This is a genomic window from Mesorhizobium sp. CNPSo 4661 (assembly GCF_057784215.1).
The window spans coordinates 43,289-58,931 of sequence record NZ_JBWGIO010000010.1 but is presented as its reverse complement, the minus strand read 5'-3'; the positions used below and the strand labels follow the sequence as shown (position 1 = coordinate 58,931).

Below are 15,643 nucleotides of genomic sequence, written 5' to 3'. Positions count from 1 at the left end.
AAATAAAGGAAAAGCTGTGTTGTCATTGACAGGTTATCTCTGTAAATTTGTCACGATTGTAAAAGCGGCGAAGCGGCCGTTGGACTCGATATCCATGTAAATTCTTGTCAAGGAAGGCAGGGATGGCCGACCAGAAGATCTTTGCCGGGCCGCGGCTGCGCCGGCTGCGCAACGCCAGGAGCCTGACCCAGACGGCGATGGCCGAAGGGCTGGGCATCTCGCCTTCCTACCTCAACCTGATCGAGCGCAACCAGCGACCGCTGACGGTGCAACTCATTCTCAAGCTCGCCTCCGTCTACAAGGTCGATCCGCATGAATTGCAGGGAGAGACGAAAGGCTCGATCGCGGCACTACGCGAGGCGTTCAGCGATCCGCTTCTTGCCGGCGAACTGCCCGGCGATCAAGAACTGATCGATCTCGCCGAGACGGCGCCGAATGCCTCGGCGGCGATGGTAAAGCTCTTTCGCGCCTACCGCGAACAGGCCGAGCGCCTGTCCGACCTCAACCAGCTTCTGGCCAGGGAGGGCAGGGCAACCGCGCTGTCCGGCACACGCCTGCCTGCCGATGAAGTCCACGAAGTGTTCGAACGCCGTCCGAACCACTTTGCTTCGCTGGAAGAGGAGGCGGAGGCTTTCACATCGGTCATCGAGCCTGGCGACGATCTGTCCGGCGCGCTGAAGGCATGGCTGCGGCGCGAGCACGGCATCGTCGTCAAGGTGCTGCCGGTCGCCACCATGCCCAACTGGCGCCGCCGTTACGACCGCCATTCGCAGCGCCTGTTCCTCTCCGAGCGGCTGTCGCCTTTCGATCAGCTGCGCGAAGTCGCCATGGAGGCGAGCCTGATGCGCATGTCGGTGGCCATCGCGGGCGAGGTCCAGGCGCTGAAGCTCGGCACCGACGAGGCGCGCCGGCTCGCCCGCTTTGAGCTCGGCCGCTATGCCGCGCACGCGCTGATGATGCCCTATCAGGCTTTCCATGCCGCCGCCGTTCGCGCCCGCTACGACATCGACGTCTTGCGTTCCCGTTTCGGCGTCTCTTTCGAACAGGCGGCCAACCGATTGACCATGCTGCAGCGGCAGGGCGCATCGGGCGTGCCGTTCTTCATGCTGGAAGTCGACAATGCCGGCAACCGCTTTCGTAAGGCCGGCAGCCAGGGCTACCCTCAGAGCCGCTTCGGCGGCGGCTGCCCCAAGCTTCCCGTCCACGCGGCGTTCTCGCAGCCGGGCCAGATCCTGGTCGAGGCGCTGGAAATGCCTGATGGCGCCGAGTTCCTTTGCATCGCCCGCACCTTGGAGGGCCCGCAAGGCGCCTTCTCCGAACGGCCGCGTCGCACCGCGCTCTTGCTCGGCTGCGATATCGGCTTCCGCGACGAGATCGTCTACGGCGCGGCGCTGCCGGCCGGAGCCGCCGGCAAGTCCGGGCAAGGCTTCGCCACGCCGGTAGGCCCTGCCTGCAGGCTTTGCGAGCGAGCCGGCTGCCTCGCGCGCGCCGAGCCGCCGGTGACGCGCCCGCTCGGCCTCGACGAGATGGTGACGGGCCTCAGCGCCTTCGATTTTCAGGGATGATACGTCGCCCGAGCCCTCGCATCGGCATGGGGTCTGACTGTGTCAAGGTAAACCGCAGCGAGGTTGTCCTACATTTGAGCGAATGCTGGATCACGCATGGCTTTCTACTTTGCGCTACGCGATTGAGACACAGTCCCGTCGTTTGAGACACAGAATCCGTGTGGTCCTCGGTGCATCGTGTCGAACGCAACTCGCTGACAGCCATGTCCATGACCGATACCGCCCCATCCCCTGTCGCCTCGTCGCCTGCCGCTTTGCCGGCCGTCTCGCCGCGCGAGGAGCGGATCGGCATGCTCCTGGTCTTCCTTTCGGCGCTTATGTGGAGCTTCGGCGGCACCATCGCCCGTTTCATCCATGTCGGCGACAGCTGGACCGTGGTGTTCTGGCGTTCGCTGTGGGCCGTGGCCTTTCTCGTCGCCTTCATGCTGTGGCGCGACGGTTGGCGCGGCACCCTGAAACTCTTCCGGCATATGGGCCTGCCCGGCCTCGGCGTCGCCTTCTGCTTCGCCACCGCCTCGACCAGCTTCGTGGTGGCGCTTGCCTACACGACCGTCGCCAACATCCTCCTGATGCAGGCCGGCGTGCCGCTGCTGGCAGCGCTCCTTGCCTGGCTCCTGTTTCGCGAACGGGTCGGCCCCGCGACCTGGATCGCCATTGCCGCCGTCATCGCCGGTGTCGCCATCATGGTCTCCGAATCCCTCGGCGGCGCCGTCTCGCCGATCGGCGACGGCCTGGCGCTGCTGATCGCGGTGATGTTCTCTGTCGCGACCGTGATCACCCGGCGCTTTGCCCATGTGCGCATGGTGCCGGCCAATTGTCTCGCGGCGCTGCTGGCCGGCGCTTTCGCCGCTTCCCAGGCCTCGGCGTTCGCGGTTTCGGGGCGAGACATGGGCTTCCTCTTCGCCTTCGGCGTCATCAACCTTGGTGTCGGCCTCGCCTTTTTCGCCATGGGCGCGCGGCTGGTACCGGCGGCGATCGCGGCGCTGCTCGGCACCTTCGAGCCGATCCTTGGGCCGATCTGGGTCTGGCTCGTCCATTCCGAAGTGCCATCGGTGCGCACCATCATCGGCGGCACGGTCGTGGTCACGGCGCTGCTCGTCCATATCGGCCTGGAGTTCAAGCGCCAGACGCGGCCGGCGCGTCCCGGCATCACCGGTTTGCCGTCCCCCAATTGAAGTTGGGAGTCTTCCCCCATTGACAACCCAGTTGCCGGGCGGGCAGGCTGCGGTCACGGCAACAACAAGACAGGCGTATCTTGCCAAGTGTCTCTGCCGGCCTGACTAAGGCCGGACCACATCGTCGTATCTCTGCCCACGCCACGGCGCACGCCGCTGACGCCGCCCGGATACCCTATAAGGGCACGCCGCGGGAGGTCTTTGACCGCCGACCGGCAACCCGACGCAGCGCCGACAGGTCGCGCTTGTTGCCCTCCGGAAAGCTCAATAATCTGAACCAAACGCCGCCCCGCCATATCGCGACGAGCCGGCAAGGGAACACTCACCAAAGGAGAACATCATGATCCGCAAAGCTCTATGGCTTTCGGCGACGTCGGCATTTCTGACGCTTTTCACCTTAAGCGGCCATGCCGAAGACCGCGTCGTCAATGTCTACAACTGGTCGGACTACATCGACAGCTCGATCATCGACGACTTCACCAAGAAGACCGGCATCAAGGTCGTCTACGACACCTTCGATTCCAACGAGATCCTGGAGACCAAACTGCTTGCCGGCGGCAGCGGTTATGACGTCGTCGTGCCGAGCGCCAACTTCCTGGCGCGCCAGATCCAGGCGGGCGTGTTCCAGAAGCTCGACAAGTCGAAGCTGCCCAACATCTCCAACATGTGGGACGTCATTTCCGAGCGCACCGCCAAATACGATCCGGGCAACGAATATTCGGTCAACTATATGTGGGGCACGGTCGGCCTCGGCTATAACGTCAAGAAGGTGCAGGCCGCGCTCGGCACCGACAAGATCGACAGCTGGGACACCTTCTTCAATCCTGAGAAGCTTGCCAAGCTGAAGGATTGCGGCGTCTATGTGCTGGATTCTCCCGCCGACGTCATTCCGGCGGCGCTGAAATATCTCGGCCTCGACCCCAACAGCACTTCGCCCGATGACATTTCCAAGGCCGAGGAAGCGTTGCTGAAAGTCCGGCCTTATATCCGCAAGTTCCATTCGTCGGAATACATCAACGCTTTGGCCAACGGCGACATCTGCATGGCGATCGGCTGGTCGGGCGACGTATTCCAGGCGCGCAACCGCGCCACGGAAGCCAAGCAGGGCGTCGAGATCGGCTATTCGGTGCCGAAGGAAGGCGCCCAGATGTGGTTTGACCAGATGGCGATCCCCGCGGACGCGCCGCATGTCGCCGACGCGCTCGAGTTCATCAACTACATGATGACGCCCGAAGTCATCGCCAAGTCGTCGAACTACGTGCTCTACGCCAACGGCAACAAGGCTTCGCAGCAGTTCATCGACAAGGCGATCCTGGAAGATCCTTCGGTCTATCCGGACGAGGAGACGACGAAGAAGCTCTATACCGTTGCGCCGTACGATCCCAAGACACAGCGCGTCATCACGCGCACCTGGACCAAGATCGTCACCGGCCAGTGAGCATTGCGACACGACCCCGGCAGCCAGCTGCCGGGGTCGCTTTCTTTTGGGGAATTTCTAAAAAGTAACGGAGTGGGGACCATGAAATCGCTTGGCAGCATCCGCAGGGATTTCGCGCCATGGAACGACCCGAACGCCAAGCCGTATATCCAGTTCGACAAGGTGACCAAGAAGTTCGGTGACTTCACCGCCGTCAACAACCTGTCGCTGACCATCTTCGAGCGCGAATTCTTCGCCCTGCTCGGCGCTTCCGGCTGCGGCAAGTCGACCCTGCTCAGGATGCTCGCCGGCTTCGAGGAGCCGTCCGCGGGCCGCATCCTGCTTGACGGGCAGGATCTGCGCGGCATCCCGCCCTACAAGCGGCCGGTCAACATGATGTTCCAATCCTACGCGCTGTTTCCGCATATGACGGTGGAAAAGAACATCGCCTTCGGCCTCAAGCAGGAAGGCATGCCGGGAGCCGATATCGAAAAGCGCGTCGCCGAGATGCTGAAGCTCGTCAAGCTCGAGCAGTTCGCCAAGCGCAAGCCGCACCAGCTCTCGGGCGGCCAGCGCCAGCGCGTGGCGCTTGCCCGCTCGGTCGCCAAGCGGCCGAAGGTTCTGCTCCTCGACGAGCCGCTCGGCGCGCTCGACAAGAAGCTGCGCGAGGAAACGCAGTTCGAGCTGATGGACCTGCAGCAGGAGCTCGGCCTCACCTTCGTCGTCGTCACGCATGACCAGGAAGAGGCCATGACCATGGCCGACCGCATCGCCATCATGGACAAGGGCGAGGTGATGCAGGTCGCGACGCCTGCCGAGATCTACGAGGCGCCGACCTCGCGCTTCGTGGCGCATTTCGTCGGCAATGTGAACATGTTCGAGGGCAAGGTTGCCGAGCGTACGGCAAGCACCACACGCATCACCGGCGCGACTGGAGCGCAGATCGTCGTCGACAATGGCGGCAACGCCGCTGCCGGCTCCGACATCGTCTTCGCGATCCGGCCGGAGAAGATCAGGGTTTCCTCCAAAAAGCCGGCCGATGCCGTCAACGCGCTCGAAGGCGAGGTCTACGACGTCGCCTATCTCGGCGACATGACCGTCTATCATATCAAGCTCGACGACGGTCAGATCGTGCGGGCAAGCGCGTTGAACGCCTTGCGCGTCACCGAGGATCCGCTCACCTGGAACGACCGCGCCTGGGTCTCCTTCCGGCCCGATGCCGGCGTCGTGTTGGCCAGGTAGGAGGCTGAGATGACGGATATCGCCGCGATTGCCGCCCCATCGACTGAAGCCACAACACTGCCGGCGAGGCTGGCAAAAGGCTTCGTCAACCGCCTCGTCATCATCATCCCCTATCTCTGGCTGCTGTTCTTCTTCCTCGTCCCCTTCATCATCGTGTTCAAGATTTCGCTGTCGCAGACGGCGATCTCGATGCCGCCCTATACGCCGGTGCTCGACTTCACCGACGGCGTCTCTGGATTCCTCGCCGGCGTCCGCGAGCTCAACTTCGACAACTACACCTGGCTCACCCAGGACGCGCTCTATTTCAACGCCTATGTGACGAGCCTGATCATCGCGGGGATCTCGACGATACTCACCCTGATCGTCGGCTATCCGATCGCCTATGGCATGGCGCGGGCGCCGGCCACGATCCGCCCGACCTTGCTGATGCTGGTGATCCTGCCCTTCTGGACCTCGTTCCTGATCCGCGTCTATGCCTGGATAGGCATCCTGAAGCCCGAGGGGCTGCTCAATCAGGTTCTTCTCGCCACGGGCCTGATCAGCCAGCCGCTGGTCATCCTCAACACCTACACCGCGATCTTCATAGGCATCGTCTATTCCTACCTGCCCTTCATGGTGCTGCCGCTCTATTCGTCGCTGGAAAAGATGGACTATACGCTGATCGAGGCGGCCAAGGACCTCGGCTGCCCGCCGACCAGCGCCTTCTGGAAGATCACCTTCCCGCTGTCGCTGCCCGGTGTCGTCGCCGGCTGCCTGCTCGTCTTCATCCCGGCCGTCGGCGAGTTCGTCATTCCCGACCTCCTCGGCGGCTCGCAGACGCTGATGATCGGCAAGACGCTCTGGAACGAATTCTTCTCCAACCGTGACTGGCCGGTCTCGTCGGCGGTGGCCGTTATCCTGCTCCTGGTGCTGACCATTCCGATCATGTTCTTCCAGCAGGCGCAGGCACGCGCGCAGGAGGAGGGCAAATGAACGCCACCTGGAGCCGCTTCAACATCACCTCGATCGTGCTGGGCTTTGCCTTTCTCTATTTGCCGATCGTGCTTTTGATCGTCTTTTCCTTCAACGAATCCAAGCTCGTAACCGTCTGGGGCGGCTTCTCGACCAAATGGTACGTGTCGCTGTTCCACAATCAGGGCCTGATGGACGCCACCTGGGTGACGGCGTGCGTCGGCGTCATCTCGGCCACGGTCGCGACCGTGCTGGGCACGCTCGGCGCCCTCGCGCTAACGCGCTACACGCGCTTTAAGGGGCGGGTGCTCTTCTCGGGCATGGTCTTCGCGCCGCTGGTCATGCCGGAAGTCATAACGGGCCTCTCGCTGCTGCTGCTCTTCGTCGCCGTCGGGCTCGACCGCGGCTTCCTCACGGTGACGCTCGCGCACATCACCTTCACCATGTGCTTTGTTGCCGTCGTCGTGCAGTCGCGGCTGGTCACGTTCGACCGATCGCTGGAGGAGGCGGCGATGGATCTCGGCGCGCCGCCGGTGAAGACCTTCTTCCAGATCACCTTGCCGGTCATCCTGCCGGCGATCATCTCCGGCTGGATGCTGGCTTTCACGCTCTCGCTGGACGATCTGGTCATCGCGAGCTTCACCTCGGGTCCCGGCGCCACCACGCTGCCGATGAAGATCTACAGCCAGGTGCGTCTCGGCGTGACGCCGGAAATCAACGCTGCCTGCACGATCCTGATCGCGGTGGTGGCGGTCGGCGTCATCATCGCCTCGATCGCCAACAAGCGTCGCGAGATCCAGCGTCAGCTCGACGAGCAGGCCGCGCAGCGCGGTTAAGCGGTGGGGGCCTTGCGCCCCCGCACTTACTGGCCTGAAACGCCGGGAGCGATCGGCGATATGAACGGCGCGCTCCAGTTGCCGCCGACGAAGAACAGCGACTGGCTCGGCGGCGTGGCAGTCGGGCTGGCCGCCTGACCGTTGGTCTGGGGCTGCTGCGCCGGCTGGCCGTTGGGCACCACGCCGCCCGAAAGCGCCAGCCCGCGTCCGGCATAGGACGCGATGCCGGATAGCCAGATCTTGTATTTCTGCGAATTGATCTCGGCCTTGTCGAGGCGCGCCACACCCTTCGAAATGCTCGCCTTGATCTCGGCGCCCTCGATCGGCAGCGAACCATTGGCGACGTCGTCGAGCGCGAAGAAGCCGCCTTGCTGGTTGCGCTTGAGGAAGGCCGGCAGGTCGAGCCCGTTGAGCGCGCCCGGCCCGAAAGTCGCCGAGAACGATCCGTCGGCATTCTCGAAGATGGAGTTCCAGGCCTTGCCCGGCCCCTTGAGGATGACCGACACCGTCCCGGTGCCGGCCGGCACCAGTCGCGTCATTCCCGCCGCCGTCGCAAAGGCTCCCGTATCCACGTCCGATGCCAGGAGCCGCATCTCGACCTGCGTGCCTTCCGGCTTGCGGTCGAAGCGCAGGCTGCTCTGGATGTTGCCGTTGAAGGCCGACGCGTCGGATATGTCGAAGACGGCAAGGCCGTTCTTGACCTGCGCTGTGGCCGCGACGTCGGCGAGCTGGACCGGTCCCACCGTGGCATGGGCCGCCGACAGCCTGAGGTCGAGGTTGATGCGGTCGGGGAAGCTGGTGTCGATGTCGCCGGGGCCGGCCTCGCCGGCGGGCGCGACAGGCGTGAAGGCCGACAGGAAGGATCTCAGGTCCAGCGTGTCGAAGGCGAGCGTGCCGGCAATTACCGGGCTGCCGTCGGCGAAGGAGAAATCCAGCGCTCCCATGCCCGGATTGTTGTTGAGCGTGACGGTGGTGTTCTCCAATTTCGCACGCCCCGCCGAGGCGTTCACCTTGCTGGCGATCGAGACCGCGCCGATCGCGGCACCCGGCGCGATGCTTGCCTGCGACCACTCCAGCACGCGCCGCAGCGACGGCGCGGCAAACTTTGCCTGGCCGTCCAGGTAGGCGTTGTCCGACATCGAGGCCGTTCCGTCGAAGGAGAATGTCGCGGGAGCGGCCTTGAAGGAAAGGGTGACCGGCGCGGCTCCCCCGGCAAAAAGCACCAGCGGTTTCGCCGAGGAGAAATCGAGCTGCACGCTTTCGCCGCGCCAGATCCCGCTTGCGGTCAGCGATGCTTCGCTGTTCATCGCTTCCCAGTTCACCTGGCCGCTCAGGCTGCTCAGGACTTCGCTATCCTTGCCGTCGACCGAAGTCACCACCCGACCATCGCGGAATTCGACGGTGCCGAACGGATCGGAAGGCAATCTGCCGAGATCGGGCTTCTGCGGATTGGCGGTGACAACGCCGCGCGCGGTATCGATCGAGCGCGTGATGCGCCCCCCGGTCGGAAGCGGCGGCAGATAAAAGCCGCTCGCCATGCGCTGGACCCTGATCGTCGGGCGCACCAGCCGTGCGGTCGAGAAGGCGACGTTGCCCTGCAAAGCCGCCATGGCGGAGAGATCGACTTCCACGCGATCAGCCTCGACCACCGGCGGCGCATCGGTCTCTGTCCACTGCGACAGCGTCACGTCGCTGAGGATCGCCCGGAACTTCGGCCACACCTCGATGCGCGGCGAGCCGTCGATCGTCACCCTGAAACCGCTCCAGGCGCTCAATTCCCACGCGATGCGGTCGCGCACGATGCGGGTCGAGGCAATCAGCGGCAGCGCCGCGACCGCGAGCGCGACAATGAGCACGGCAACGCCGATCGCCCACACCCCGCGCCGGATCAAAGATGATGGCATTTCGCCCCGTATGCTTTCATTGCCGACAAAATCGCCCGACGGGTGTAACCGAGCGCCGACGCTTTTCAAGTCTTTATGGCCTTGCGATGGCATTTGCGCAGCGGCGGCCATGGGTCGCCCGAACAAAATCTTGCTCTGCTGCGCTGCAATATGCATAAGCGGTCTGCACGATCCCGATCCGCAATCGCGCGCCGTTTCTGGGACGATGGCATGGGCGAGGTTGAGCTTAACTGGCTCGAACGCGACGCGCTTTGGGAGGAGCGATCATGGCCGCCGACACACCTTTGTGGACCCCGACGCAGGATCGGATCGATGCAGCGCCCCTAACCGCGTTCATGAAGGCGGCTGAAGCAAAGGCCACGCTTTCTTTCTCCGGCTACGGGGACCTCCATCGCTGGTCGATCGACGACCGCGAAGCCTTCTGGAGCCTGGTCTGGGATTTCTGCGGGCTTGTCGGCGACAAGGGCGAGCGGCACCTCGTCGACGGCGAGAAGATGCCCGGCGCCAGCTTCTTTCCCGACGCCAGGCTCAATTTCGCCGAGAACCTTTTGCACAAGACCGGGGCCGGCGAGGCCATCATCTTCCGCGGCGAGGACAAGGTCGAGCGGCGGCTCTCCTGGAACGAGCTCCATGCGCTGACGTCGCGGCTGCAGCAGCTCTTCCTGTCGCTCGGCGTCAAGGCCGGCGACCGCATCGCCGCCATGATGCCGAATATGCCCGAGACGATCGCGGCGATGCTGGCGGCAAGCTCGATCGGCGCCGTCTGGTCGTCATGCTCTCCCGATTTCGGCGAGCAGGGCGTGCTCGACCGCTTCGGCCAGATCGAGCCGGTCGTCTTCATTGCGCCGGACGGCTATTGGTACAACGGCAAGGCGATCGAGGTGGCCGACAAGGTGCACGCCGTGGCGGAGAAGCTCGCGAGCGTGCGCAAGGTGCTGATCGTCGACTATCTCGGCACCTCGGGCGATGTCGCCGCCACCATCGACAAGGCGGCCGCGCTCGAAGAGGCGCTCTCGCCCTTTGCCGCGAGAACTGTCAGCTTCGAGCGGCTGCCCTTCGCCCATCCGCTCTACATCCTGTTCTCCTCGGGCACGACCGGCATCCCGAAATGCATCGTGCATTCGGCCGGCGGCACGCTGATCCAGCACGTCAAGGAGCACCGGCTGCATGCCGGCCTGCTCGACGGCGATCGGCTGTTTTATTTCACCACCTGCGGCTGGATGATGTGGAACTGGCTGGTCTCGGGCCTCGCCTCCGGCGCGACGCTTTTGCTCTATGACGGCTCGCCATTCTATCCCGACGGCAATGTGTTGTTCGATTTTGCCGATGCCGAGAAGATGACCTATTTCGGCACCTCGGCCAAGTTCATCGATTCGGTTCGCAAGGCCGGCCTGAAGCCGATCGCGAGCCACGATCTGTCGAGCGTGCGCACCATCTCCTCCACCGGCTCGCCGCTTTCGCCGGAGGATTTCCGCTTCGTCTATGAGGGCATCAAGAAGGACGTGCATCTGGCCTCGATCTCGGGCGGCACCGACATCGTCTCCTGCTTCGTGCTCGGCGTGCCGACCGAGCCGGTCTGGACCGGCGAGATCCAGGGCGCCGGCCTTGGCCTGGCGGTCGACGTCTGGGACGACGACGGCAAGCCCGTCCGGCAGGAGAAGGGCGAGCTCGTCTGCACCAAAGCCTTCCCGTCGATGCCGATCGGCTTCTGGAACGATCCTGAAGGCAAGAAGTATCACGCGGCCTATTTCGAGCGTTTAGACAATGTCTGGTGCCATGGCGACTTCGCCGAGTGGACGGCCCATGACGGCATGATCATCCATGGCCGCTCAGACACCACGCTCAATCCGGGTGGCGTGAGGATCGGCACCGCCGAGATCTACAACCAGGTCGAGCAGATGCCGGAAATCCTCGAGGCGCTCTGCATCGGCCAGGATTTCGACAATGACGTCCGTGTCGTGCTGTTCGTGCGGCTGGCCGCCGGCGTGAGACTGGACGAGGATCTGGAAAAGCGCATCCGCGCCAGGATCCGCACCGGCGCCAGCCCGCGTCATGTGCCGGCCAGGATCGTCGCCGTCACCGATATCCCGCGCACCAAGTCCGGCAAGATCACCGAGCTCGCGGTACGCGACGTGGTCCACGGCCGCGCCGTGAAGAACAAGGAAGCGCTCGCGAACCCGGAAGCGCTGGAGCTGTTTCGCGACCTGCCGCAACTGGCCAGCTAGCCGTTCGAGATGGAACCCCGACATGGCTAACGAAATCTGTCCGGTGAATTTACCTAGATTTCACGGGTGGTACACATTCGTAAATTTTTTGGCGGCCCGGTAAGGACTTGTTAAGGGACGACCCCGATAGTCGCGTGTAACTTGAGGGAGAAATCCCGTTCCTCGTCCCCTGAGGTTCAGCTCAAGCCCCCGTTGTGACAGCATCCCATTTCTCAAGGCGTCCTCTTGGACGCCTTTTTCTTTGGCCGCGCCTTGTCCTGCGATGTTTATTCGGCAAGCACGCGGGTCGAGGGGAAGGCGACCTCGACCAGGGTTCCTTCGCCAGGCGTCGAGGTGATGGCGAAACGCGCGCGGTTCGCCTCCACCATGGCCTTGGTCAGCGGCAGGCCGAGGCCGGTGCCGTCGCCGCGTCCGCGCTTCAACGCATTGATCTGCTTGAACGGCTTCAGCGCCTGCTCGATCTCGGCCGGGGTCATGCCGATGCCGGTGTCGCGCACGCGCATGACGACATCGCCCGAGGCTTCGTAAGCGGTCGAGACGATCACCTGGCCGCCGGCCTGGGTGTAGCGGATGGCGTTGGACAGGATGTTGAGGGCGATCTGGCGCACGCTTCTCAGATCTGCCACCACTTCCGGCAACCGCGAGGCGAAGCTGGAGCGGATGATGACGCGCTCGCGATTGGCCTGCGGCTGCATCATTGCCACCGTCTCGGCCAGCGTGTCGTTGAGCGACACCGCTTCGTAATCCATCTCCTGCTGGCCGGCCTCGATCTTCGAGATGTCGAGCAGGTCGTTGACGAGGTCGAGCACATGGTTGCCCGACCGGTTGATGTCGCGCAGGTAATCGCGATAGCGGTCGTTGGTGATCGGGCCGAATTTCTCGTCCACCATCAGCTCGGAAAAGCCGATGATGGCATTGAGCGGCGTGCGGATCTCGTGGCTGATGCGGGCCAGGAAATCCGTCTTCTGCGAGGAGGCGCGCTCGGCCACCGCGCGCGCCTGCGTCAGGTCTTCCTCAGCCCGTTTCCATTGCGTGATGTCGCGCACCACGGCGCAGAAGCCGCTGTCGTTGGGCAGCCGGCCGATGGTCATGAACAGCGGGATGAAACGTCCCTGCGCCTCGCGGCCGATGACCTCGCGACCGTCATTCAAGACGCTCGCCACGCCCGGCTCCGAAAGGCCGGCGAGATAGTCGCGCGCCGCGCGCTGGCTTTCTATGGCAAACAGCGAGGCAAAGGGCTTGCCGGCGACCTCGTCGCTGTCGAAACCGAACAGTGCTTCCGCCGGCCGGCTGATCGAGCGGATGTTGCCGTCGCGGCCGATCAGCACGACGCCGTCGGTGGCGGTGTCGATGATGGTGCGCATCTCCGCGATGCGCGACTTCAGTTCCGGCACGTCCGGCTGCAGCGCCGGTTCGTCGTTGGCGGCGGTGAAATGCGCCCCGTCGTCCTCGCCGGAACGCCGCACCACCAGCATCAGCGCCTTGCCGCCGAGCCACGGCACGGAGCGCAGCAGCGCGTCGATCGGGAATTCCTGGCCGTTGCGGGTCTTGAGCTTCAGCGAGTGGTCGCTTTCGTCCGTCGCTGTGTCCTCGGCATATGGGTCGGCGAAGAGCGCGCCCAGGCCGCCCGCATCCGCGAGGTCGTCCACCGCATCGTAGCCGGTGAGTTCGAGGAAGGCTTCGTTGGCATAATGCAGTACGTCGCCCGAATGGATGAGCAGCGGCACCGGCAGCCTGGCGAGGATGGACGTATCGGGCGCCTTGGCTTCCTCTCCGGTCGAAAGAGCGGACGGCACGAAACCCGAGAGTTTGAGCGGCGGCACGTCGAGGCGTGGCCGCGCCGGCGCTTCTTCCGGCTGTTCTTCCGCGGCCGCGGTGGCATCCGCGTCGGAGCCTGCCCAATCCTCATTGTCTTGCGCGTCGCGGAAATCGTCCGCCGTCATGTCGTCGTCGTCGGCCGTCCCGCCAGGGGCGGACTGCGTGGCCGCTACCGGCCCCGCCGCAGGCTGTTCGACCGGCTGCTGCGGTTCCGTGGCGGCAGGTTCGGCGGCCTGCCGGGCGCCCTCCGCTTGCTCGCTCTCGGAAACGGCCGCGATGCCGGCTTCTTCCGTGGGTTCTTCGCCGTCGGCATAGCTGAGCAGCGAGCCGGAAACGGCCGAGGTCTCGGCCTGGCCGGTGTCGGCCGTCTCGGGGGCATCGTCGATGCCGTCGAGTCGCGCCAGATCTTCCTGGCCTTCCGCCTCGGTCTCCGCTTCCACGGCCTCCGCATCGGCCTTTGCGTCATCGGCTTCCGGGGCTTGCGCTGCGGATGCCGGGCTCGCTTCCCTCACCGAACCGTCGTGCTCCGCCGCGTCGGGCTGCTTGTCGGCTTCGGCGGCGCGTTCCTCGGCAGGCGTGGCGCTGTCCTTGCGCAGCCGCTCGCCGATCTCGCGGAACGCGCTGCGCTCGAGGATCGACAGGCTCCTTTGATTTGCCGGCGTGTCGCTTCCCGGCTGCTTGTCGTTGGCCGGCTGGCGATGCTCGGCCAGCCTTATCACCTTGTCGGCGAAGCGCCGCTCCGGCTTCGGCACGATCGTCAATGCCGGCACTTCGCCCTGGAAGGGGTCTTCAGACGTTGGCTGTTCCGGCGCCGTCTGCTCGGAGCGTGGCTGTTCGGCTGGCGGCTCGGCCCCGGCAGGCGCGGCATTCGGCACCAGGGCCATGCCAAGCGCCTCCGGATCGACCACGGCGTCGGCACTGCGCGCGACGCCGAAGCCGCGAAAACCCTCGAAGGCGCGGCTGCGGCCATAGACGGGCAGCGCCGCCAGATCGACCGGGATCTTCAGTCTGGTTCCGGCCACCGGCCACAGCACCGAGCGGCCGGACCAGGTATCGCGTCGGTCGAGCAGGCCGGCGATCTCGCCCGAGGCGTCGAGGCCGAACGTGGCTGCGACGTCCCTGAAGCGGCGGCCGATCACATCGGCGGCAGGCTGGCCGACGATGTCGGCGAATTCGGGCGACAGCGCGCTGAACCGGCCTTCGGCGTCGGTGCGCCAGACGAAGCGCAGCGGCGGCGCGGAGCGGTCGATGTCGCGGGGCGGGGCCGGCTGGGCCGATGTGGTGGTTTCGCGTGCGGCCACGTCGCGGCCATCCTGGCCTTCAGCCGTGGCTTCCCCCTCCGGCACGCCCTTCGCCGGCGCTGCCGGTTGAGCATGCGCGGCATCTTCGTTGCCGGCATTGAAGTACCAATGGTCGTGCTGGCCGGCGCCCGCATCGGCGGCCTGCCTGCTGGAGTCGGCGGCGTTTGCCTGATGCTCGGTCCGGGTGGGCTGCTGGTCGGCCAAGGTCTCCGCGTCAGGCGGTGCATCGCCGTCGGGAGCCTCCTGGACTGGCTCGGCCTCTTCGCCAGCCGCCACGACCGGCACCGGGTTCTCCGGCGCGGACTGGGGTGCGGGCGCGACCGGGCTTTCACCCGGCGGCGTAGCGACAACGGCCTCTGGCGCTGCACCCTGTTGGTCGCCGGCCTGATCGTCCAGCTCGGCGGCCGGCCGATCGTCTTGCCCGCCATCCGAATCGTCGAGTTGGTTTTCGTCGATCACCACCAGCAGATGGCGCGTGTCGGTGAGCTGCGCAAAACCGGCCGGGTAGGAGGTATTGGTGCCCGGCACCAGGCGCTTGACGACGCGGTCGCCGCTGATTGCCACATCCGCGACCAGGGCGGCCAGCGTCCGCGGCTCGATACCGAGCGCCGCAAAGCCGTCCGAGGCTGCCTCGACATCGCCTTGCGCGTCGACGAAGGCGATGAAATGCCCCGTCTCGGTAAAGCCGCCGATGGCGCGGCTGGCGATTTCGCCGGCGCTGCGCGAACTGGTCCGCGCCGCCGGTAACGCGAGCAGAATTGCCTTCTCGCCATCCGGCATCGTCACGGCGCTGGCCAGGAAGCCGACGGCGCGGCTCACCATGCCGGTGGCCAGCCTCACCGTGATGGCGCGGTCGCTGCCGATGTCCGGAAACCCGCTGGTCGCCATGATCTGCCGCCGGGCGATCAGCGGCAGCCGCGCCGAGGCGCCGATGATGGCCTCGATATCCGGATAGCCGAACGCCGACGCCCCCGGGCCGTTCGCCCAGATCACCTGTTCGAGGTCGACCGACAGGATGGCCAAGGCATCGCCCGCGGCAAAGCGCTGGCGCACCGCGTCGAGCACGGCGACGTCGAGGAAGGAGTAGTTTTCAGGCGGCATGCGCTGGCCAACCCTCCGGAGCGGGCATTTTTCAGTTAACGCTTTGTTAATAAAAGCCTGTGGCCCCAAGGTCCACAAGCCTGGGCTTGCATCGGTCGAAATCTCTGG

The 15,643-nt window shown here is 65.0% G+C and carries 9 protein-coding genes; 7 read left to right on the top strand and 2 right to left on the bottom strand.

Going from position 1 to position 15,643, the window contains the following annotated elements:
• Window positions 1-122 precede the first annotated feature (122 nt).
• From AC0YKC_RS16430 to AC0YKC_RS16405, 6 genes are all read left to right on the top strand, one after another.
• Complete coding sequence (locus AC0YKC_RS16430) at window positions 123-1,565, top strand: helix-turn-helix domain-containing protein (RefSeq protein WP_488511785.1); 1,443 nt, start codon at window positions 123-125, stop codon at window positions 1,563-1,565.
• 209 nt (window positions 1,566-1,774) lie between these two features.
• Window positions 1,775-2,740: a DMT family transporter gene (locus AC0YKC_RS16425; protein ID WP_320298476.1), complete on the top strand. Its 966-nt coding sequence runs from the start codon at window positions 1,775-1,777 to the stop codon at window positions 2,738-2,740.
• 340 nt (window positions 2,741-3,080) lie between these two features.
• A complete protein-coding gene (locus AC0YKC_RS16420) occupies window positions 3,081-4,178 on the top strand; it encodes a polyamine ABC transporter substrate-binding protein (RefSeq protein WP_320298477.1) in 1,098 nt (365 codons plus the stop codon).
• An 81-nt stretch (window positions 4,179-4,259) separates the two neighbouring features.
• Window positions 4,260-5,399 (top strand): ABC transporter ATP-binding protein, encoded by a 1,140-nt coding sequence (locus AC0YKC_RS16415; RefSeq protein WP_320298478.1) that lies wholly within the window; start codon window positions 4,260-4,262, stop codon window positions 5,397-5,399.
• A gap of 9 nt (window positions 5,400-5,408) precedes the next feature.
• Entirely contained in the window at window positions 5,409-6,371 is a 963-nt protein-coding gene (locus AC0YKC_RS16410; RefSeq protein ID WP_434721273.1) for an ABC transporter permease subunit, read from the top strand.
• Window positions 6,368-7,186: an ABC transporter permease gene (locus tag AC0YKC_RS16405; protein WP_488511784.1), complete on the top strand. Its 819-nt coding sequence runs from the start codon at window positions 6,368-6,370 to the stop codon at window positions 7,184-7,186. The genes AC0YKC_RS16410 and AC0YKC_RS16405 overlap by 4 nt, the downstream gene beginning before the upstream one ends.
• Window positions 7,187-7,212: 26 nt before the next feature.
• On the opposite strand, the gene AC0YKC_RS16400 is transcribed toward AC0YKC_RS16405, so the two are convergent.
• Window positions 7,213-9,090 (bottom strand): AsmA family protein, encoded by a 1,878-nt coding sequence (locus tag AC0YKC_RS16400; protein ID WP_320298481.1) that lies wholly within the window; start codon window positions 9,088-9,090, stop codon window positions 7,213-7,215.
• 266 nt (window positions 9,091-9,356) lie between these two features.
• On the opposite strand from AC0YKC_RS16400, the gene AC0YKC_RS16395 reads away from it, so the two are divergent.
• Complete coding sequence (locus tag AC0YKC_RS16395) at window positions 9,357-11,315, top strand: acetoacetate--CoA ligase (RefSeq protein WP_488511783.1); 1,959 nt, start codon at window positions 9,357-9,359, stop codon at window positions 11,313-11,315.
• Between the two features lie 266 nt (window positions 11,316-11,581).
• On the opposite strand, the gene AC0YKC_RS16390 is transcribed toward AC0YKC_RS16395, so the two are convergent.
• Window positions 11,582-15,535 carry a PAS domain S-box protein gene (locus AC0YKC_RS16390; RefSeq protein ID WP_488511782.1) on the bottom strand — a complete coding sequence of 1,318 codons (3,954 nt, stop codon included), beginning with the start codon at window positions 15,533-15,535 and terminating at the stop codon, window positions 11,582-11,584.
• Window positions 15,536-15,643 lie beyond the last annotated feature (108 nt).